At 59.6% G+C, this 20,876-nt stretch carries 22 protein-coding genes; 15 read left to right on the plus strand and 7 right to left on the minus strand.

The genetic code is table 11. From position 1 onward, the window contains the following. Positions 1–74: 74 nt before the first annotated feature. Together SKA53_RS09065 and SKA53_RS15245 are read left to right on the plus strand one after the other, a co-directional pair. Positions 75–1,382, plus strand: a complete 1,308-nt coding sequence (locus SKA53_RS09065; RefSeq protein ID WP_007205831.1) for an NAD(P)/FAD-dependent oxidoreductase — start codon at positions 75–77, stop codon at positions 1,380–1,382. Positions 1,383–1,520: 138 nt separating this feature from the next. Then, entirely contained in the window at positions 1,521–2,483 is a 963-nt protein-coding gene (locus SKA53_RS15245) for a DUF2806 domain-containing protein (protein ID WP_081440129.1), read from the plus strand. A 25-nt stretch (positions 2,484–2,508) separates the two neighbouring features. On the opposite strand, the gene SKA53_RS09070 is transcribed toward SKA53_RS15245, so the two are convergent. Then, positions 2,509–3,273, minus strand: a complete 765-nt coding sequence (locus SKA53_RS09070) for an NAD kinase (RefSeq protein WP_007205832.1) — start codon at positions 3,271–3,273, stop codon at positions 2,509–2,511. Positions 3,274–3,458: 185 nt separating this feature from the next. Here SKA53_RS09070 and glyA point away from each other — a divergent pair, with 185 nt between their 5' ends. Next, a complete protein-coding gene (gene glyA / locus SKA53_RS09075) occupies positions 3,459–4,754 on the plus strand; it encodes a serine hydroxymethyltransferase (RefSeq protein WP_040482888.1) in 1,296 nt (431 codons plus the stop codon). 39 nt (positions 4,755–4,793) lie between these two features. Here the strand turns inward: glyA and SKA53_RS09080 are convergent, their stop codons facing one another. After that, the gene (locus SKA53_RS09080) at positions 4,794–5,162 is read right to left on the minus strand and encodes a hypothetical protein (RefSeq protein ID WP_007205835.1); all 369 of its coding nucleotides are present in this window, start codon (positions 5,160–5,162) and stop codon (positions 4,794–4,796) included. A gap of 78 nt (positions 5,163–5,240) precedes the next feature. On the opposite strand from SKA53_RS09080, the gene SKA53_RS09085 reads away from it, so the two are divergent. Together SKA53_RS09085 and SKA53_RS09090 are read left to right on the plus strand one after the other, a co-directional pair. After that, positions 5,241–5,978 carry an alpha/beta fold hydrolase gene (locus SKA53_RS09085; protein ID WP_007205836.1) on the plus strand — a complete coding sequence of 246 codons (738 nt, stop codon included), beginning with the start codon at positions 5,241–5,243 and terminating at the stop codon, positions 5,976–5,978. A gap of 65 nt (positions 5,979–6,043) precedes the next feature. Further along, entirely contained in the window at positions 6,044–6,157 is a 114-nt protein-coding gene (locus tag SKA53_RS09090; protein ID WP_110549092.1) for an entericidin A/B family lipoprotein, read from the plus strand. Between the two features lie 146 nt (positions 6,158–6,303). On the opposite strand, the gene SKA53_RS09095 is transcribed toward SKA53_RS09090, so the two are convergent. Next, positions 6,304–6,492: a hypothetical protein gene (locus SKA53_RS09095; RefSeq protein WP_040482889.1), complete on the minus strand. Its 189-nt coding sequence runs from the start codon at positions 6,490–6,492 to the stop codon at positions 6,304–6,306. Between the two features lie 233 nt (positions 6,493–6,725). Here SKA53_RS09095 and SKA53_RS15435 point away from each other — a divergent pair, with 233 nt between their 5' ends. Both SKA53_RS15435 and SKA53_RS15440 read left to right on the plus strand, forming a co-directional pair. Next, entirely contained in the window at positions 6,726–7,277 is a 552-nt protein-coding gene (locus SKA53_RS15435; protein WP_131494591.1) for a hypothetical protein, read from the plus strand. Further along, on the plus strand, positions 7,270–7,992 hold the full coding sequence (locus tag SKA53_RS15440; protein ID WP_131494592.1) for a hypothetical protein: 723 nt from the start codon (positions 7,270–7,272) through the stop codon (positions 7,990–7,992). The genes SKA53_RS15435 and SKA53_RS15440 overlap by 8 nt, the downstream gene beginning before the upstream one ends. Here SKA53_RS15440 and lepA read toward each other — a convergent pair. Then, positions 7,989–9,788: a translation elongation factor 4 gene (gene lepA, locus SKA53_RS09105; protein ID WP_007205840.1), complete on the minus strand. Its 1,800-nt coding sequence runs from the start codon at positions 9,786–9,788 to the stop codon at positions 7,989–7,991. The two genes, SKA53_RS15440 and lepA, sit on opposite strands and share 4 nt — an antisense overlap. 98 nt (positions 9,789–9,886) lie before the next feature. Between lepA and SKA53_RS09110 the strand changes: the two genes are divergently transcribed. The 5 genes from SKA53_RS09110 to hrpB all read left to right on the plus strand — a co-directional run bounded on the left by SKA53_RS09110 (position 9,887) and on the right by hrpB (position 15,011). Further along, the gene (locus tag SKA53_RS09110; RefSeq protein WP_007205841.1) at positions 9,887–10,282 is read left to right on the plus strand and encodes a hypothetical protein; all 396 of its coding nucleotides are present in this window, start codon (positions 9,887–9,889) and stop codon (positions 10,280–10,282) included. Positions 10,283–10,327: 45 nt separating this feature from the next. Beyond that, positions 10,328–11,323, plus strand: coding sequence for a methylmalonyl Co-A mutase-associated GTPase MeaB (meaB, locus tag SKA53_RS09115; protein WP_007205842.1), 996 nt, complete (start codon positions 10,328–10,330; stop codon positions 11,321–11,323). Then, positions 11,320–12,057: an alpha/beta hydrolase gene (locus tag SKA53_RS09120; RefSeq protein WP_007205843.1), complete on the plus strand. Its 738-nt coding sequence runs from the start codon at positions 11,320–11,322 to the stop codon at positions 12,055–12,057. Before meaB ends, SKA53_RS09120 begins: the two co-directional genes overlap by 4 nt. A 154-nt stretch (positions 12,058–12,211) precedes the next feature. Next, a complete protein-coding gene (gene rpmB, locus SKA53_RS09125) occupies positions 12,212–12,499 on the plus strand; it encodes a 50S ribosomal protein L28 (protein ID WP_007205845.1) in 288 nt (95 codons plus the stop codon). A gap of 106 nt (positions 12,500–12,605) precedes the next feature. After that, complete coding sequence (hrpB, locus tag SKA53_RS09130) at positions 12,606–15,011, plus strand: ATP-dependent helicase HrpB (protein WP_007205846.1); 2,406 nt, start codon at positions 12,606–12,608, stop codon at positions 15,009–15,011. A gap of 92 nt (positions 15,012–15,103) precedes the next feature. Here the strand turns inward: hrpB and argF are convergent, their stop codons facing one another. Both argF and SKA53_RS09140 read right to left on the minus strand, forming a co-directional pair. Beyond that, positions 15,104–16,009, minus strand: coding sequence for an ornithine carbamoyltransferase (gene argF / locus SKA53_RS09135; protein WP_007205847.1), 906 nt, complete (start codon positions 16,007–16,009; stop codon positions 15,104–15,106). Between the two features lie 223 nt (positions 16,010–16,232). Then, complete coding sequence (locus tag SKA53_RS09140) at positions 16,233–17,417, minus strand: aspartate aminotransferase family protein (protein WP_007205849.1); 1,185 nt, start codon at positions 17,415–17,417, stop codon at positions 16,233–16,235. Positions 17,418–17,730: 313 nt separating this feature from the next. Here SKA53_RS09140 and SKA53_RS09145 point away from each other — a divergent pair, with 313 nt between their 5' ends. Continuing rightward, positions 17,731–18,615, plus strand: coding sequence for a DMT family transporter (locus SKA53_RS09145; protein ID WP_040483243.1), 885 nt, complete (start codon positions 17,731–17,733; stop codon positions 18,613–18,615). Positions 18,616–18,668: 53 nt separating this feature from the next. Next, a complete protein-coding gene (locus SKA53_RS09150) occupies positions 18,669–19,082 on the plus strand; it encodes a hypothetical protein (protein WP_007205851.1) in 414 nt (137 codons plus the stop codon). A gap of 4 nt (positions 19,083–19,086) precedes the next feature. Here SKA53_RS09150 and SKA53_RS09155 read toward each other — a convergent pair whose 3' ends face one another. Beyond that, positions 19,087–19,890: an ABC transporter permease gene (locus tag SKA53_RS09155; RefSeq protein WP_040482890.1), complete on the minus strand. Its 804-nt coding sequence runs from the start codon at positions 19,888–19,890 to the stop codon at positions 19,087–19,089. Between the two features lie 324 nt (positions 19,891–20,214). Between SKA53_RS09155 and SKA53_RS09160 the strand changes: the two genes are divergently transcribed. Beyond that, positions 20,215–20,823 carry a GcrA family cell cycle regulator gene (locus SKA53_RS09160; RefSeq protein ID WP_040483244.1) on the plus strand — a complete coding sequence of 203 codons (609 nt, stop codon included), beginning with the start codon at positions 20,215–20,217 and terminating at the stop codon, positions 20,821–20,823. The last annotated feature ends 53 nt before the right edge of the window (positions 20,824–20,876 follow it).

The following is a 20,876-nucleotide window of genomic DNA, read 5'->3' on the forward strand; positions in this document are numbered from 1 at the left end:
CCTCTTGCCAATCCGGCGCAGCGCGGCCCATAACGGGCTGCGCTGTCCGTCATGGCGTGAAACCGGAGCATTTGATGCCTATCGAAACCTTCGCCCCTGCGGGTGAGACGAAACACACGACCAGCTATTACGCCGCCAGCGCCAATCCGTCACCGGAACGGCCTAAGCTGCAAGGCGACCAGCTGATTGACATCTGCGTGGTCGGTGCGGGCTATAGCGGGCTGTCGGCGGCGCTGCATCTGGCGGAAAAGGGCTTTAAGGTCGCGATCATCGAAGGCGCGCGGGTCGGTTGGGGTGCCTCGGGGCGCAACGGCGGGCAGATCGTGAACGGGCTGAACGCCAGCCTGCAGACGATCAAGCGCCGCTACGGGCAGGATACCGCGAATTTCGTGGCCGGTCTGGTGCAGGAAGGCGGCGAGATCATCCGCGAACGTGTCGCCACCTATGACATCCAATGCGATCTGAAACATGGCAATATCTTCACCGGCCTGACCGCCGCGCATATGCGCGAGCTGGACGAACGCCGCACCCTCTGGGCCAGTTACGGCCTGCACAATCAGGACATGCTGTCCAAATCCGAATTGCGCGACCATATCGGGTCGGATGTCTATGCAGGCGGCATGATCGACCACACCGGCGGGCATATGCACCCGCTGAACCTGTGTCTGGGCGAGGCTGCGGCGTTCGAAAAACTGGGCGGCGTGATCTATGAACAATCCCCCGTCATCAGCTGCGATACCGAGGCCGACAAACCCGTCGTGCGCACGCGTGAAGGCACGATGACCTGCAACACCCTGCTGCTGTGCGGCAATGCTTATCTGGGCCATGTGGTCCCTGCCCTGACCGCGCGGGTGATGCCGGTGTCGACGCAGATGATGGCGACCGTCCCCTTGGGCGACAAGGCGGATGAACTGCTGCCGACCGACAAATGTGTGGAGGATGTCCGCTACATCCTCGATTATTTCCGCCTGTCCGCCGACAAACGGCTGATCTTTGGCGGCGGCACCGTTTATGGCGGCACTGATCCCGCGGATGTGGTGGCCAAACTGCGCCCCGCGATGGAAAAGGTTTATCCGCAGCTCAAAGGCGTGAAAATCGAGCATGCATGGAGCGGGAATTTCGCCCTGTCCTTCAGCCGCGTCCCGCAGATGGGGCGGCTGGGGAACAACACCTATTTCGCGCATGGCTATAGCGGGCACGGGGTGACGGGGTCGCACACCTTCGGGCGCATCCTGTCCGAAGCCGTCGCCGGCGACCGCGCCCGTTTCGACGTGTTCGCCAAAGTGCCGTGGTATCCGTTCCCCGGAGGCCGGATGTTCCGCGTGCCCTATTCGATGATGGGGTCGTGGTATTATGCGTTGCGGGATCGGTTGGGGGTTTAGGGGTTTAAAGGAAATAGAAGAGCCAGATTGTCTGGGGAATATATTCCTTCAGGTTCTGAGAGCAACAATCCCTTAGGAGGTTTAATTATACAAAGAACTTGGATCATATAATCTGTTGTAGTCAAAGAGAGCTCCACTATGGATGATGATAATGCAGTTTCGAGCTTAGCAACGATCACTGAGTTCGCTACAAATCTTCCTGCACCAATACGTAAAGGCATTTCAGGGGCGTTAAGTGCATTGCTTAGCGGTCTTACCGAAATACCAGCAGCGTGGCTGCATGGTATTGCTCAAGCCCGAAACGACGTAACTGCTGCACGATCTTTAGTGGCGATAGAACTAGCGAAGGCAGCAGCTAAACATGCAATAAATGATCCGGTTGCAATGCAGGCCGCTGTGGCAATCTACATCCCGACCGCCGTCCGGAAAGCAAAAAACAAGGTACAAATCGCAAAACTCGCAGTGGAGCGTGCCGCCGAAACATCGTCTGATGGAACCGAAGCAGCCGAACCCGATGACGATTGGATGAACGCTTTTATTCGGCTTGCGGAAGATGCTTCGTCAGAACGGCTTCAAGACCTATTCAGCCGCATTCTAGCTGGTGAAGTTATTAAACCTGGTTCCTTCTCAGTAGCAACCATTCGGACTGTTTCTGAGTTGGATCAATCAATTGCGCAAGACTTTAGTCTTACTTGGGCAAAAAGTGTAGGTGGAGCGATTGACTATGGCAATGAATTCAATAGAGGTGATTGGTTTTCTCGTTGGAAACGTTTAGCAGAGGCTGGATTAATGGCGCCTTCTGCGATAGCACAATTCCCACCAGATTTTGAACCAATATATAACGGTTATGGAATCTGGTCTCCAATGCTGTCTGACAAAGTACATTTAAATGTGCATTTCTCTCAAACTTGCACCGCGCGATGGAGCCACATTGAATTCACTCGGATTGGCAGACAAGTCGGTAGTATATTAGCCGCACCTGATTATGAGGCAAACATGCGAGCAGCAAGTGCTAAGTTTATCCAGCGCGGAGTAAATCGTATCGAACTAATTAGTCAGGGACGGCAGCCAGAGACGCTTTATGCTGCAACGGACGAATAAATAGCATTTCTTGCTGTTAGCCCCCTCACGCAAACTGCTCCCTGATCAACCTCTCCTCCAACCCATGCCCCGGATCGAACAGGATCCTGTGCCTGATCCCCGGTTCCGACCGGATCTCCACGCTCACCACGTCGCGCACGGACTTGCCGTCGGCATCAGCCATCACGGGCCGTTTCGCGGGGTCGATCACGTCGAACCGCACCACCGCCTTTTTCGGCAGCAGCGCCCCTCGCCAGCGGCGCGGGCGGAAGGCGGCCATCGCGGTCAGGGTCAGCACATCGGACCCGATGGGCAGGATCGGGCCATGGGCGGAATAGTTGTACGCCGTGGACCCCGCCGGTGTTGCCAGCAGCGCGCCGTCGCACACGAGTTCGGGCATCCGCAGCTTGCCATCCACGGTGATGCGCAGCTTGGCGGCTTGCGGGCCTGCGCGCAGCAGGCTGACCTCGTTGATTGCCAATGCCTCTTGCATGGCGCCATCGACGGTCAGGGCGGTCATATGCAGCGGGTTGATCACCTCTTCCTCGGCCACGGCAAGACGCGCCGGCAGGTCGGTGTCGTGATATTCGTTCATCAGAAAGCCGACCGTGCCACGGTTCATCCCGTAGACCGGCACGTCGAGACCTTGGGTCGCATGAAGCGTCTGCAACATGAACCCGTCACCGCCCAAAGCCACGATCACATCGGCCTTGGCCTGCGGCACATCGCCGTAAGCCTGCGCCAATGCGCGCAAGGCTGATTGCGCCGCGGGCATGGCACTGGCGACAAAGGCGATCTTGACGGGCGACATTGGCGTTTTCCCCTGCGTTTGCGTTAACTTGTGGGGCGATCACACCCGAAACGCAAGCCGCCGATACGAAACATGCATGACGCGCTCATAAAGATCATGGTCGTTTTGATGCTTCAGATGCTGGGGTTTCTGGGGTAAACGGGGCGCAATCACCCTGATCCGCGCCTGCAAAGAGGATGCACCCCATGAATATCACGATCCGCGACCAAGGCTTTTTCACCGAAACACTCGCCACGCGCGACCCTGTGCTGCATGCCGCGATGCAGGCCGAACTGAAACGCCAGCGCAAAGAGATCGAGCTGATCGCGTCGGAAAACATCGTCTCTGCCGCAGTGATGGAAGCGCAAGGCGGCGTGATGACGAACAAATACGCCGAAGGCTATCCGGGCCGCCGCTATTACGGTGGCTGCGAACATGTGGACGTGGCCGAGAACCTGGCCATCGAACGCGCCTGCCAGCTGTTTGATTGCGCCTATGTCAACGTACAGCCCAATTCGGGATCACAGGCGAACCAGGGCGTGTTTCAGGCGCTGCTGCAGCCCGGCGATACGATCCTTGGCATGTCGCTGGATGCGGGCGGCCACCTGACCCACGGGGCCAAGCCCAACCAGTCCGGCAAATGGTTCAACGCCATCCAGTATGGCGTGCGCCGTCAAGACAACCTGCTAGATTATGACGAGGTCGCGCGCCTTGCTACCGAACACCAGCCCAAGATGATCATCGCCGGTGGCTCCGCCATCCCCCGCATCATCGATTTCGCCAAGATGCGCGAGATTGCCGACAGCGTGGGGGCCTATCTGCTGGTCGATATGGCGCATTTCGCGGGTCTGGTGGCGGCGGGCCTCTACCCCTCGCCCTTCCCGCATGCCCATGTCGCCACAACGACGACCCACAAAACACTGCGCGGCCCACGCGGTGGCATGATCCTGACCAATGACGAGGATCTGGCGAAGAAATTCAACTCGGCCATTTTCCCGGGCATTCAGGGTGGCCCGTTGATGCATGTGATCGCAGGCAAGGCCGTCGCATTTGGCGAAGCATTGCGGCCCGAGTTCAAGACCTATCAGGCACAGGTCATCAAGAACGCGCAGGCGCTGGCCGATCAGCTGATGAAAGGTGGTCTGGATATCGTCACCGGCGGCACCGATACGCATGTGATGCTGGTCGATCTGCGCCCCAAGGGTGTGAAGGGCAATGCCACCGAAAAGGCACTGGGCCGCGCGCATATCACCTGCAACAAGAACGGTATCCCGTTTGACCCCGAAAAACCGATGGTCACATCTGGCATCCGTCTTGGCACGCCCGCAGGCACGACGCGTGGTTTCGGCGAGGCCGAGTTCCGCCAGATCGGTGACTGGATCGTCGAAGTCACCGAAGGTCTGGCCGCCAATGGCGAGGATGGCAATGGTGACGTCGAGGCCAAAGTCCGCTCCGAAGTCGAGGCGATGTGCGACCGGTTCCCGATCTACACCAACCTGTGACCTTGCAGGTAGGGTGGGCCAAGACCCACCTTACCGCGCTCAGACCAGCCCGCGCTGGACCAGCACGACGATCACCAGGATCGCCGTAAGCAGCAGCCCAAAGGCGATCGAGGCCGCGACGTTCAGCGCCGCGGTCCACCGTCGTTGCTTCATATCGATTTGGTCCAGATAGGCCAACGCGTTGCGATGCGCGGCGTCTAGCCTGGGCATGTCGATCATCCGCTGCAGCTTGGGATTGTCGGCCAGCGATTCGGCCTGAGCCAGATAAATCAGATCGCGGCGCAGGGCGCGCGGCAGGAAACGGCGGGCCTTGTGGACCTGTGCTTGAAACGTACGGGCGCGCAGTCCGAGCTTTTGTCTCAAAAGCGCGCTGATCTCTGCTACCTGCTTGTGTATGTCGGGTGCCATGAACGCCGCGGTAAATCGTTCGCGTGGCAGCCTCAATCCCTCTGGCCAGCGCAGGTCAGGAAGGTTAGCAACAGATGCATGTTGAACACGGTCCTGCATGACGGCCCCGGTGCTGTCCCCCTTTTGATTGCCCATGGGCTGTTCGGGTCTGCCCGCAACTGGGGGGTCATCGCGAAAAAGCTGTCTGAAACGCGGCCTGTCATTACGGTCGACATGCGCAACCATGCGGACAGCCCATGGTTTGACAGCCATTCCTATCCAGACATGGCCGCAGATCTGGCGCAGGTGATGGACCGGCCCATGGATGTGTTGGGCCATTCGATGGGGGGCAAGGCCGCGATGGTGCTGGCGGTGCAGCGCCCCGATCTGGTGCGCAAGCTGATCGTCGGCGATATAGCACCCGTCGCCTATACCCACGACCAGCATGGGCCGATTGCCGCGATGCGACGCGTGCGACTGGACGCGGTGGCCAACAGGGGCGAGGCCAAGGCGCAGCTGGGCGATCTGGAGCCGGGGGTTGCGGATTTCCTGCTGCAAAGTCTTGATATGAAAGACAAATGCTGGCGGCTGAACCTTGATGTGCTCCAAGCCGAGATGGACAACATAATCGGCTTTCCACAGCTGGACGGACAGTTCACCGGGCCCACCCTGTTTTTGTCGGGGGCCAAGTCCGATTACGTCACCGCCGCCCACCGCGCGCCGGTCAAGGCGCTGTTTCCCAATGCGCGTTTCGCCAAGATCCCTGATGCGGGGCACTGGCTGCATGCGGAACAACCGCGCGCCTTCATCGGGTCGGTCGCGGCGTTTCTGGGCTAGAGCAAATCTTGCGCCCTGCCGGCCGGTCTACTAGTATCGTGGTATCAACAACGAAAGTAATGCCGATGATCCGTCTGCTTGCCCTTGTCGCCATCCTTGGCCTGTCTGCCTGCAACACCGTGCAAGGCGTGGGGCGCGATATCACCAGCGCCGGACAAGCCGTCGAAAACGCCTTCTGATCTACCAGAGCTGGGCCGAGGTCCAGACCACGGCCAGACAGGCACCACCAAGAAACATCGCAAAGCCGTGGGGCAGATAATGCATCGTCACCTCCATCAGGTTGATGCAGCCTTAACGTGCGAAGATGACATTTTGATCCCGACGCTCAGCGAATGTTTTGCGTGATCGCGCGGGCAACCGCCCAACTGGCGGGGATCCCCAGTATCGCCCCCGCCGCCGCCGCGATGATGATCGGCCCCCGCGTGTCATACCCGCTCGCCAGCGCCGCGATCACGAAACTTCCCGCAAAACTGGTCCCGATGATGCTGTAGAGCATGGCTGCAAGACGAAACATGGCTGACCCCTTTGGAATGCACTGTCGCGCAAGGCGTAGCGGAGGCGGCAGGGGTGTGCCTTGATGTGGGTCAAGTGGGGGTGGGGTGTGCCTTTGGCGCACCGATCGGTACGGTGCGAAGTGGGTGCCCACCCTTCGCTGGCGTGGGCATTCCAAATTATTGGAACGGGATTTATGTAGACGACAGCTATAGTGATCGCTAAACTACAACCAATAGATGTAAAGAGGTGGTAATGAAGTTCAAACTTACGAGCGGCGATTCCATATTTTCTTTTGAAGGTGAGTTGAGCGAAGCCATCGCATTATTGGATGCCTACTGGAAACCACAGTCCAGAGTTCATCTGGTTTCCGCCAACCAAGATTCAGCTTCAACCGACAGTCCCTCAAAGGTCGGGACCAAAAGACGCGGAAAATCGACGTCAACCAGTACTTCTGGAGCATCTACATCGCCTGCAACACTCAACGCAGAGGAGCTTGCAAACAATATTAAATCAAATCAACACTTTGATAAAATTAAATCCAAGATACTCGACAAGAAAGGAGAGTGGGTAACCAAGTGCAAAATGGTCGCACATTTTGCAAGTGCTCCGATTACGTCCGGTGACGTTAAACGAACAATGGATGCGTTTAGAGTAAAGTCGGAACTTTCAACACTATCAAGAGCTTTATCCAACAATTCAAGCTTGTTTCTTACCAAAAAAGAGGGAAGTGCAGTAAAGTATGAACTTACCAGTTCAGCAGAGGAAAGCTTCCTTGATTGGTTAGATTCTGACACCAATGAATGACGCGAGCAATTTTGTTCACGCTCTTTCAAGCGAGTCGAATCTTACTGAGTTGGATCTAGTGCTGCGTGCAGCTTGGTATTTACGGACGACCACAGATCAAACTAGTATTTCTGCGGAAGATGCCGTAGGATTTCTGAAGGAATGGTCACTCCGTCCAAACATAAACATTACTAGACTAAAGCAAAAACTTAGGAGATCACCTGACGTCTCTTTCCACGGAACTGGGGGACTTCATCTCCCTGCCAAGACCATCACGACTCTTAATAAAAAATATCTACAGCTTCTAGAAGCACCACCTCCAAAAGTTGAAAATACTCTTCTTGAGGCGGAAAGTTTTCACAGCTCAAGACACTATGTTATTGAGCTGGTTCGCCAGATTAATGGATCATATCAATTTCAATTATTTGACTGCTGCGCTGTGATGATGCGGCGTTTAGCGGAAGTCTTAATCATTGACGCATATACATTCCGAAGCGCAGATGATCTAATCCGAGATGGTGATGGCAATCTCAAAATGATGAACGGCCTGCTAAATGAGATTAAATCAGGGCGAACCTTCAAGCTAAGCCGAAACGCTCCAAAGTTTCTCGAAGATCTCAAGTTACTAGGAGATACGGCTGCGCACAGCCGTAACTATATAACCAAGAAAAGAGATATAGATGAATTTTCTCTAAAGTTTAGAATGCTAATAGAAGAACTAATTAACCTATCCTAACCATCCATCTTCAGCGCCGAAATAAACGCCTCCTGCGGGATGTCCACCTTCCCGAACTGCCGCATCTTCTTTTTGCCGGCCTTCTGCTTGTCCAGCAACTTGCGCTTGCGCGTGGCGTCACCGCCATAGCATTTCGCGGTCACGTCCTTGCGCAGGGCGGACAGCGTTTCGCGGGCGATGACCTTGCCGCCGATGGCCGCCTGGATCGGGATCTTGAACATGTGGCGGGGGATCAGGTCTTTGAGCTTTTCCACCATCGCGCGGCCGCGCATTTCGGCCCGGTCGCGGTGGACCATCATCGACAGCGCGTCGACGGGTTCGTCGTTGACCAGCACGGACATCTTGACCAGATAATCCTCTTGGTAGCCCGTCAGGACATAATCAAAAGACGCATAGCCCTTGGTCACGGATTTCAGGCGGTCGTAGAAATCGAACACCACCTCGTTCAGCGGCAGGTCATAGACCACCATCGCGCGGCTGCCCGCATAGGTCAGGTCAAGCTGCACGCCGCGGCGGTCCTGACACAGTTTCAGCACGTCACCAAGATATTCGTCCGGCACAAGGATCGTCGCCTTGATGCGCGGTTCTTCCAGATGGTCGATCAGCGTCAGGTCGGGCATGTCGGCGGGGTTGTGCAATTCGCGCATCTCGCCGTCGCGCATGTGCAGGTGATAGACCACCGAAGGGGCGGTCGTGATCAGGTCGATGTCATATTCGCGTTCGATCCGGTCGCGGATCACCTCCAGATGCAGCAGGCCGAGGAACCCGCAGCGAAAGCCGAAGCCGAGCGCGGCGGATGTTTCCATCTCAAAGCTGAAGCTTGCATCATTCAGCGCCAGTTTCTCGATCGCGTCACGCAGGTCTTCGAATAGCGACGAATCGACGGGGAAAAGGCCGCAAAACACCACGGGTTGCGCGGGTTTAAAACCGGGCAGCGCCTGATCGGTACCCTTTTTCTCGGATGTGATCGTGTCGCCGACGCGGGTGTCGCGCACCTGTTTGATGGACGCCGTGATGAACCCGATTTCACCGGGGCCAAGGATTTCGACATCCTGCATCTTGGGCCGGAACACCCCGATCTTGTCGATCTGGTGAACGGTGCCGTTGGACATGAACCGCACACGGTCGTTTTTCTTCATCGTCCCATCGATGATCCGCACCAGCACGATGACGCCAAGATAACTGTCGTACCAGCTGTCCACCAGCATCGCCTTTAATGGCGCGTCGCGATCGCCCTGCGGGGCGGGCAGCAGGTTGACGATGGCTTCAAGCGTTTCGTGAATGCCGATACCAGTTTTCGCCGACACGCGGATCGCACCGGATGCATCAAGCCCGATCACATCCTCGATCTGGGCTGCGACCTGATCGCATTCGGATGCCGGCAGGTCGATCTTGTTCAGCACGGGCACGATTTCATGGCCCGCATCGAGCGCGTGATAGACATTGGCCAGCGTCTGCGCCTCGACCCCTTGGGTGCTGTCCACGACCAGCAGTGACCCTTCGACGGCGCGCATCGACCGCGACACTTCATAGGCAAAATCAACGTGGCCGGGGGTGTCGATCAGGTTCAGAACATAGGCGCGGCCATTGTCGGCGGTGTAATCGATCCGCACCGTGTTGGCCTTGATCGTGATGCCGCGTTCGCGTTCGATATCCATGCTGTCAAGCATCTGTTCCTTCATATCGCGCGCGGCCACGGTATTGGTCGACTGGATCAACCGGTCGGCCAGAGTGGATTTACCGTGGTCGATATGCGCCACGATCGAGAAATTGCGGATATGCGAAAGGTCTGTCATGGCTGGGATATGATGCGGATTCCGGTTCCCGTCAATCTCGGTTTGTCCGCCGTCGTGCGCTCATTGCCTCAAAGACCACTTCGCCTTCGTGAATTGCATTGCCGCGCCTGACCCTGCATATTGCGCCCGAACACGGCAGGGCGATCCTGCAAGACGCCAAAAAGACAGAGGGCAGGATGCGGATTTTTCTGGTGATGGGTGCGGTTGCGACGCTGGCCGCTTGCGGCGGCGGGCGCGTGTCCGGCGATATCAGCGCCGCCTGTATGAACGCGGGCCGTGTCGCCGCATCGCCGCAGCTGTGTTCCTGTGTCCAGCAGGTCGCCAACCAGTCGCTGTCAGACCGCGATCAGGCGCGCGCGGCTGCGTTCTTTGCCGATCCGCAGCGCGCGCAGGACACCCGCCAGTCCGACAACCGTAGTGACGAAGCGTTCTGGCTGCGCTACCGCGCCTTTGCCGATCTTGCGACACAGGTCTGCCGTCCTGTTGCGGTCTAGCCCCTCCCCACTGGACAGCGTCGCCCTGCCCGATATGAAGGCAGCATGACCCGCAACCCTGCCCCCGATGATCTGGCCCAGCGTATCCGTGCGGGCGACAGGCGCGCGCTGGCAAAGGGAATCACGCTGGTCGAAAGCGGGCGCGCCGATGACCGCGTTGCCGCCATAGCCTTGTTGACAGCCCTTGGCACCGACCGACAGGCGCTGCGCATCGGGCTGTCCGGCACGCCGGGTGTCGGCAAATCGACCTTTATCGAAAGCTTTGGCCTGATGCTGACCGGGCAGGGCAAACGTGTCGCGGTGCTGGCGGTCGATCCTTCCTCGGCCCGGTCGGGCGGGTCGATACTGGGCGACAAGACGCGCATGGATTATCTGGCCCGCGACCCGCTGGCATTCATTCGCCCCTCCCCCAGCCAGACGCAGCTTGGCGGCGTCGCCCGCCGCACGCGCGAGGCTGTGGCTTTGTGCGAGGCAGCGGGGTTCGACATCGTGCTGATCGAAACCGTGGGGGTGGGCCAATCCGAAACCATGGTCGCGCAGATGGCCGATCTGTTCGTTCTGCTGCTCGCCCCTGCGGGGGGTGATGAATTGCAGGGCGTCAAGCGCGGCATCATGGAAATGGCCGATCTGATTCTGGTGAACAAGGCGGATGGCGATCTGAAAAGCCAGGCAATGCGCACCTGCGCCGATTATGCTGGTGCTTTGCGCCTGCTGCGCAAACGCCCGCAAGACCCCGAAGATTTCCCTAAGGCGATGACCGTCTCCGCGCTCGAACAGCACGGGCTGGCAGCCGCTTGGGACGACATGCAGCATCTGGCCAATTGGCGGCGTGATACGGGCATCTGGGACGAGGTCCGTCTTGCACAGGTCAGCTATTGGTTCACCGAGGATGTGCGCCAAGGTCTTGTCCAGTTGCTGGAATCTGATCCAGCCCTGCAAGACGCCATGACAACGGCGAAAGCCCAGGTTCTGTCCGGCAAGCTCGCCCCATCAGTCGCCGCCGCACAGGTGCTGGCGGCCTTGAAAGGCCTGGCGCCGTGAAACCGCTGTTCGATGGGGATCATCTGCGCGCGACCCTTTATGATCGCGGCCATGACAAGTTGATCATCACCTTCGATTTCCGCAGCCCGGGCAAACGCGACTTCGGCAAGGATCAGCCAAGTGCGGCCTTTGCACGCAAGGGCTTTGCGGTCCTGCGCGTCAAGACAAGGCGGAACGACTGGTTCATCAATTCCGAGACGGCCGCGCTCGAAGACAGCCTGCGCCGGATTGCCGACGACTATGACTGGATCAATCTTTTGGGGTATTCGATGGGGGGATATGCCGCTTTCCGGTTCGGGTCCTGTATCGCGGCAAATGCGATTGTCGCTGTCTCGCCCCAGTTTTCAATCACCCCCGACATCGCGCCTTTCGATCCACGATACTGGCCCGACAGCACAGGTTTTGATCCGGTGATCGGCGATCTGGCCAGCAGATTGCGCCCGGATCAAAAGGGGCTCATCCTCGTCGATCCGTTCAGCAAACCCGACCTGATGCACGCACAGCTGATCACAGCTTATGCTCCCTGCGTAAGATTGGCCCGTTTGGCGGGTGGCGGACATCCGGCGACCAAGGTCCTGGCCGAGGCCGGTCAGGGGCAGATCATCCGGACCGTTGCGACAACATTTGCGCCCGATCCCAGACCGATCATCACCGCCCATCGCGCCGCGCGGGCGGGGTCGAGACAATACCTGAACCGACTGACCCGCGCCAGACGGCAGCGCGGGAGAGAATAACCAAGACGATCGACTGATCTGGGTTGACGACCGCGCGGAATCCTCCTAGTCACCGCCGATAATAATCTGCTCTGCTTGCGCGGGGCTTCTCACCCGTATGCAGGATGTCCCGCCAGTCTGGCCGGCGATATCCCTCAGAACAAGGAAAACGCCCATGTCGCGCCGTTGCGAATTGACTGGAAAAGGCCCGATGTCTGGCAACAACGTCAGCCACGCCAAGAACCACACCCGTCGCCGGTTCCTGCCGAACCTGCAGGACGTGACATTGCAGTCCGACGTTTTGGGTCGGTCGTTCAAGCTGAAAATCTCGAACGCAGCTCTGCGCACCGTCGATCACCGCGGTGGCTTGGATGCCTTCATGGCCAAAGCGAAAGAGGCAGAATTGTCGCCTGACGCGCTGAAGATCAAAAAAGAAATCGCCAAGGCGACTGCAGCGGCCTAAGCCAGCAGCCCAACGCGGATACTTTGAACGCGGTCGTGCAAACGGCCGCGTTTTTTGTCGTGCAGCCGAGCTTGACCGCGCCTGTCCCCCGCGTCAGACCAGCACCATGACCGACCTGCCGATTGACATCATCCTGCCTGATCTGGTCGCAGCGCTTGGCCAGCATGGCCGCGCCGTTTTGCAGGCCCCGCCCGGTGCCGGCAAGACGACCCGCGTGCCGCTGGCCATGCTGAAAGCCGGGCTGACCCGCGGCAAGATCATCATGCTCGAACCCCGTCGCCTTGCCGCGCGCGCCGCCGCCGAACGACTGGCCGAAACATTGGGCGAGCAGCCCGGCCAGACGGTGGGCTATCGGATGCGCGGCGAAAGCCAGCCCGGCAGCCGTATCGAGGTGGTGACCGAAGGCATCCTGACCCGCATGATCCAGTCCGACCCGGCGCTGACCGACGTTGGTGCCGTGATCTTTGATGAATTCCACGAACGGTCGCTGAACGCCGATCTGGGGCTGGCACTGGCCTGGGAATCGCGCGCCGTACTGCGCCCCGATCTGATCCTGCTGGTGATGTCAGCCACATTGGATGCCGCCCCCGTCGCGGCCATGCTCGATGATGCGCCGGTCATCACCTCGCGCGGGCAATCCTATCCGGTGACCACGCATTTTCTGGATACGGCGTTGCCCAAAACCATCCGCCTGCCGCAAGCCACCGCCGATCTGGTGGTCCGCGCGGTGCAGGAAACCAAAGGCGGCGTGCTGGTCTTTTTGCCCGGCGAGGGCGAGATCAGGGCGACCATGGCCGCCCTGTCAGGCCGCCTGCCGGACGGTTGCGTGATCCGCCCGCTTTATGGCGCGCTGCCGTTCAAGGACCAGCGCGCAGCCCTTGCCCCTGTCACGACCGGGCGCAAAATCGTGCTGTCCACATCCATCGCCGAAACATCGCTGACGATCCCCGACATCCGCGTCGTTGTGGATGCAGGGCGCGCGCGGCGCGCGCGGTTCGACCCCGGCTCCGGCATGTCGCGGCTGGTCACCGAACGGGTCAGCCGCGCCGAGGCCACCCAACGTGCCGGTCGCGCCGGCCGTGTCGCCCCCGGTGACGCCTACAAGCTCTGGACCAAGGGCGAGGATGGCGCCCTGCCCGCCTTCGCCCCCGCGGAAATCGAGGCCGCCGATCTGGCCGGCCTTGCGCTGGAACTTGCCGTCTGGGGCAGCGATGACCTGGCCTTCCTGACCCCGCCCTCCCCCGCCGCCTTGGCCGAGGCGCGCGCGCTGCTGCAAAACCTTGGCGCGCTGGATGGCAATCTGCGGATCACGGCACACGGGCGCGCGCTAGCGGCGCTGCCGTTGCATCCACGGCTTGGGCATATGCTGCAGACGGCAGGCGCACAGGCCGCCCCCCTTGCCGCGCTGCTGGCCGCGCGCGATCCCCTGCGCGGTGCCCCGGTCGATCTAGCGCTGCGGATCCACGCGTTACAGGGGCGCTATGACGGACCCGGGCAGGTCAACCATGCAGCCCTCACCCAGATCAAACCCGAAATCGCACGCCTTGCCAGAGGCTTGCCCAAGACCGCCCCCATGACGCTGGCTGAACAAGCCGCCCTTGCCTATCCTGACCGGATCGGGCTTCGGCGCAAGGGCGACGCGCCGCGCTATCTTTTGTCGGGCGGCAAAGGCGCGATCATCGACAGCGCCGATCCGCTGGCAGGGCAACGGTTGATCGTGGCGACCGATCTGGACGGTGACAAACTCGAAGCGCGCGTCAGACAGGCAACAACCATCACCGAGGCGGAATTGCGCGGGCTCTTTGCCGACCGCATCGGATGGCACGACCTGTGCCAATGGTCACGGCGTGACGGCAAGGTGCTTTCGCGCAGACAGGAAATGTTCGGCGCGCTGGTACTGGATGACCGCGTCTGGTCGGATGCGCCGGCCATCGCGGTGGCGCGCGCCATGCTGGACGGTGTGCGCCAGCTCGGGTTGCAATTCTCGGCTGCGGCAAAGCGGTTTCAGGCGCGGGTTGCCTTGGTCGATGGCCTGCCCGCCATGGATGATGCGACACTGCTGGCAACGCTCGAAGACTGGCTGCTGCCTGACCTCGCGGGCGTGCGCAGCGCAGAGGATTGGAAACGGTTCGACCCGCTGCCCGCGCTGCGCGCCATGCTGGACTGGGACCAGATGCAACGGCTCGATACCGCAGCCCCCGCCAGTTTCGAGACCCCCTTGGGGCGCAAGATCCCGATCGACTATGACGATGCAACGCCAGCGATCACGCTGCGCCTGCAGGAAATGTTCGGCACCACGCGCCACCCGATGGTGGGGCGCATACCGCTGCGGATCACGCTGCTGTCACCCGGACAGAAACCCGTGCAGGTCACGCAGGATATCGTGGGCTTTTGGGCAACATCATACGCAGATGTGCGGCGCGATATGCGCGGCCGCTACCCGCGCCACCCCTGGCCCGAAGACCCGACCGAGGCCGACCCGACCCTGCGCACGAAACAGCGCGGCACCTGACCGGCCAAGGTTGCGCGATACGCTGCACCGCCATTGGCCTCGCTTTGTTCAAAATACTCCCGCGCGGAGCGCTCCTGCCACTGCGACTGACGCTACCGTCCCAGACAATAGCGCATGATCGCCTTTTGCGCGTGCAGCCGGTTTTCCGCCTCGTCAAAGATCACCGAATGCGGACCATCCATGACGCTGCTGGTCGCTTCATCCTCGCGGTGGGCGGGCAGGCAATGCATGAACAATGCATCCGGTTTCGCCTTGGCCATCAGCGCGTCGTTGACCTGATAACCGCGCAGCTGGTTGTGGCGGCGTTCGCGGGCGGATTGCGGGTCGTGCATGCTGACCCATGTATCCGTCACGACCAGATCGGCGCCCTGCACCGCCTCATTCGGATTGCGCATGATGGTATAAAGCCCGTCCAGCGCCGGATCAGGGTCAAGCGGCGGCGGACCCGTGAACACCAGATCGAAATCGAACTGCTTGGCCGCATGGGCAAAGCTGGCGAATACATTGTTGCCATCGCCGGACCAGACGACCTTTTTGCCTTTGATCGGGCCGTTATGTTCCTCGAACGTCATGATATCGGCCATGATCTGGCAAGGATGCGTGCGGTTGGTCAGCCCGTTGATCACCGGAACGGATGCATATTCAGCCATATCCAGCAGCGTCTGTTCCTCGAACGTGCGGATCATGATCAGATCGACATAGCGCGACAGCACGCGCGCAGTATCAGCGATGGTTTCACCATGGCCCAGCTGCATGTCGGTGCCGGACAGCACCATGGTCTGCCCGCCCATCTGGCGCACGCCCACGTCAAAAGACACGCGGGTCCGCGTTGAAGGCTTTTCAAAAATCAGCGCGACCATCTGGCCGGCCAGCGGTTGTTCGGCATCGGGCGTGCCCTTGGGCAGCCCGTCGCGGGCATCCTTCATCCGGCGCGCATTGGCGATGATCGCGGACAAATCGTCTGCCGGGGTGACATGGATATCAAGAAAGTGATTCATATTATTCGCTTTTTATTCGCTTTGATTGGGCCGGTTCTTGCAGCCGATGTTCACAGATGCATCTGCCACGCACCGATTTGCCACCTATCGGCGGCGCCCGCCGTCGTATTCCCTGCCACGCCTTGACAAAGATCCCCTGCAGGCAGGTCACAATTGTTTACCGTGGCATAGACCAAAGATGGCACAACCGCTGATCCACCACTGTCAGTTTGGGGCATGCGCATCACGCATCTTCACTTTGCATGTGCAGTGCCACCGCATCAAGCCGTGCCACGGCCTGTCCGATCTCTTCATCCGTGATGGTCAAAGGAGGCAGCAGGCGGATGACATTATCTGCCGCAGGTACGGTCAGCACGCCCTGGTCATATCCCGCCTTGACGATATCGGTGTTGGTAGCCTTGCATTTCAGACCCAGCATCAAGCCCGATCCGCGCACCGCCACAAAGACATCGGGATGTGCCGCGACCAGCCCTTCCAGCTTTTGACGCAGCAGACCCGCCTTGCGGTTCACCTCTGCCAGAAAGGCCGGATCGGCGACAATCTCCATCACGGCGCAGCCCACGGCGCAGGCCAAAGGGTTGCCGCCGTAGGTGGACCCATGCGTGCCGGCACTCATCCCGCTAGCCGCATTTTCGTTGGCCAGCACGGCCCCAAGTGGGAACCCGCCACCGATACCCTTGGCGACCATCATGATATCGGGGGTGATACCCGCCCATTCATGCGCGAATAATTTGCCGGTCCGGCCCATGCCGCATTGCACCTCGTCCAGAATCATCAGGATACCGTGCCGGTCGCACAGATCGCGCAGACCTTTCAGGCAGACGTCGGGCAAGGGGCGGATGCCACCTTCGCCCTGCACGGGTTCGACCATGATAGCCGCGATATTGTCGCGCGCCGCAGCAAGGGTCAGCGCGTCATGATCGCCAAAATCCAGATGAGTGAAACCGGGCAGCAGCGGGCCAAAGCCCTTGGTCATCTTTTCGGACCCCGCAGCAGCGATGCCCGCGCTGGACCGGCCATGGAACGATCCGGTAAAGGTGATAATCTCGGTCCGATCCGGCTGGCCTTTGTCGTACCAGTATTTGCGGGCCATCTTGACCGCTAGCTCGCAGGCCTCGGTGCCGGAATTGGTGAAAAACACCGTGTCAGCAAAGGTATGTTCCACCAGCAGATCCGCCAGTTTTTGCTGGGCGGGAATATGATACAGATTGGACACATGCCACAAGGACTGCGCCTGCGCCGTCAACGCCGCAACCAGTGCAGGATGCGCATGGCCCAGCGCATTGACGGCAATCCCCGCCCCGAGGTCCAGAAATCGGCGCCCGTCTGCCTCGGTCAACCAAGCGCCAGACCCCGACGTAAACGTCAGCGGCGCGCGCGAATAGGTCGGCAGAACAGATGCGATCATGGGATCATCCTTTTCAATACGCCAGATTGGTGCAGGACCAATGCAGCAGAGTCAATTTATTTGGGGCTGGGTGGCAGACGTAACTCAGGCGCGCACGAAATCGCGTCGGCGTAGAAGGCTTTGATGAAAGCTATGCGTCATCCGGGTAGTTTAGCGCGTCATTTTGGCCAAGAGAAGCCGAAAACAGCCGGCGAAACAGAATCCGAGGTGATTGCTGAAAAATGAAGCGCAACACCTGCAAATTGTCATCGCCACACCCTGCGAAAGGCTTTGTCGATTGTCATTGGCAGGGCGGCGGATCACATATCCGTGCATGACCCTGCGCGCGCCAAACCCACCGCTTGCCATCGCTTTGATACTGACCGCGACCGCGTTCATCGCGGGCACGATGATATTGGCAAAATTGCTGGGAACAGGCGTATTAGGCGCGCCGCTCCATCCGTTGCAGGTCAGCCATGGGCGGTTTCTGTTCGCCTTTCTGACGCTTTGCGCACTGGCCGCGGTTCTGCGGCCCCACATCCGCCAACCAGACCTGCGGCTGCATATCGGGCGCACCGCTTTTGGCTGGGGCGGTGTGACGTTGATGTTCGCGGCCGTGGCTTTCATGCCGCTGTCGGACGCGACCGCGATCAGTTTCCTGAACCCTGTCTTTGGGATGTTGCTGGCGATCCCGCTTTTGGGCGAAAAGGTCGGGCCATGGCGCTGGGTCGCGGCGGCGACAGCGCTGATCGGGGCGCTGGTCCTGTTGCGGCCGGGGCCAGAGACGTTCCAGATCGCGGGATTACTGGCGCTGGGGGCGGCGGTTCTGATGGGGATCGAGCTGATATTTATCAAAAAGCTAGCCAATCGCGAACCGCCGTTCCAGATCCTGCTGGTCAACAATGCCATCGGGCTTTGCATCGCGACACTGGCCGTTCTGCCAGTCTGGACGATGCCGACAGCGGGGCAATGGGCGGCTCTTGCGGGGATCGGTGTGCTAATGGCCTCGGCGCAGACCTGTTTTGTCAATGCGATGGCGCGGGCGGATGCAAGCTTTGTGACGCCCTTCAGCTATCTGACGCTGGTCTTTGCCGCTGTTTATGACGGCGTGATCTTTGGCGTGGTCCCCGACCGGATCAGCGTGCTGGGCGCTGTGATTATCCTCAGCGGCGCAACATTGCTGGCCCTGCGCGAGAGAAAAAATAAAAATTCGCCCTAATCAGCACGACTCCAGACAAAATACAGCCATGATGCAATGGTAAGCGGTGTTCAATGAACGAGGTTTACGAGTATCGCCGCGCCCGCGGGAAAGGTTTGATCTGGCTCAGCGGCATGGGCGTCGTCCTTTTGCTGGCGGCGATTTCCGTTGCCAATGCACCCGATCTCATTTGGTTGGTCTGGGCCTTGGGCATGCTGACTTTTGCGCTAATGCTCGTGCCGCGTCCGGTGACGGGAATCCGTGTCGATGACGTCTATCTGGTGTTGTCCGCTTGGCATCGACCGCGCGCTCTCGCATTGGACAAGATCGCCTATCTGCGCGCGACGCAGACCGATCCTGAAACTGCCGCCATCATCATCTGCAAGGACGGAACCGAAGAAAAGATCCTCAGCCGTGACATGCCTGACCTGGAAACGCTGGTCGCGGTCATGGCGGCACGCGGCATTGCGGTGCGCGATATCTATTAGCGCGTCAGGCTTTGAGCCGGTAACCAGACCGCATCCAGCGGTGACAGATCGCGAGCACGACAATGCAACTGCCGGTCACGACCCAAAGGCCGGTCCACGGGCTGCTGTCGCTGACGCCGATCATGCCGAAACGTACCCCGTCAATAATGTAAAAGAACGGGTTGGCATGGCTTAACGTCTGCATGAATGGCGGCAAGGCGTCGATGGAATAGAACGTGCCCGACAGAAAGGCGAGCGGGGTCACCAGAAAATTGGTGATCGCGGATAATTGGTCGAACTTGTTGGCATAGATGCCCGCAATGATCCCCAAGCCGCCCATCAGGATCGAGCCAAGCAGGATGAAGGTCACCGCCCAACCGGCATGCACCAAGCCCACATCCAGAAACAAGAAAGACCCCGCCGCGATCACGACACCCACCAATAAACCGCGCGCAACCGCACCGCCGATGTAACCCGCCACCAGCTCTGCCGCGGACAAGGGCGGCATCAACGTATCGACGATATTGCCCTGCACCTTGGCTGAGACCAGACTGGATGACGAATTTGCAAAGGCATTCTGGATCACTGTCATCGTCAGGATACCAGGCGCCAGGAAGGTCATGAAATCGACCCCCATCACATCACCGCGCTGCGATCCGATGGCGATGGTAAAGATCATCAAAAGCAGGCCCGCGTTGATCAGCGGCGCCATCACTGTCTGCAACCAGACATTCACAAAGCGCCGGATTTCGCGGATCATCAGGGTCCATGCCCCCAGCCAGTTCACGCGGCCAAAGCGGCGCACACCCATCTCGTTCATACTTTTCATTCTGCCGGTCCTTTGTCTTGGCCTCAGACATACTCTATCCTGCGCGCGTGGCCAGCCCGATCCGACGGCACGCAACAGGACGATCATGTGGTGTCTCACTTGGGCGTGTTCGCCATGCTGGTCGGCGCGCCGCCTTTTTAGATCACAGATGCGGTGGGCTATCGCCGCTGTCGCAGCACCGGCTGACGCCACAGCGCGCCGGAACTTGTGCAAAAGGTGCTTGAGCGCCTTCACATCACCCGTGGCAGTGACTAGTATGAGTGGCTAGACATGGCGTGGCGCGACCCCAAAGGGTGTCTGGCCCGCGAAACCGAAGGAAGTCATATGTCCTGGACAGACGAGCGCGTCGAGACGCTCAAGAAGATGTGGGGCGATGGCCAGTCGGCCAGCCAGATCGCCAAGGAATTAGGCGGTGTGACCCGCAATGCTGTGATCGGCAAGGTCCACAGGCTGGGCCTTTCCAACCGCGCGGGCACGGGTACCGCCGTACCTGCTGCCAAACCTGCGCTTAAGGAAAAGCCGTCTGAAACCGTCGAGGCCCCTAGCGCCAAGCCCGTCAGCAAGCCCGCGCCCAAGGCCAAGCCAAGCATGGCGGTTGCAATCAAAGAAGAGCTGGAACTCGACGAAAACGGTATCCCGATTTCCGCAGCACGCCGCGCCATCATTCCTGCAGGCCAGCCATTGCCGCCGCAACCTTCAGCAAATGAAATCAGCCCCGAGGCGCTGGCCAAGGTGAACGAGGTCGAAAAGACCGCCAAGCGGCTGACCTTGATGGAACTGACCGAGAAAACCTGCAAATGGCCTGTGGGCGATCCTGCGACCGAAGATTTCTGGTTTTGCGGCCTGCCCGTCCAGCAAGGCAAGCCCTATTGCGAGGCGCATGTCGGCGTGGCGTTCCAGCCGATGTCAGCACGGCGCGACCGTCGGCGTTAAAATCCGCGTAGGGTGGGTCAAGACCCACCTTACCAGCGCCCTTTGGACCGTCT

It is taken from the genome of Yoonia vestfoldensis SKA53 (assembly GCF_000152785.1).
In the GTDB taxonomy this organism is placed as follows: domain Bacteria; phylum Pseudomonadota; class Alphaproteobacteria; order Rhodobacterales; family Rhodobacteraceae; genus Yoonia; species Yoonia vestfoldensis_A.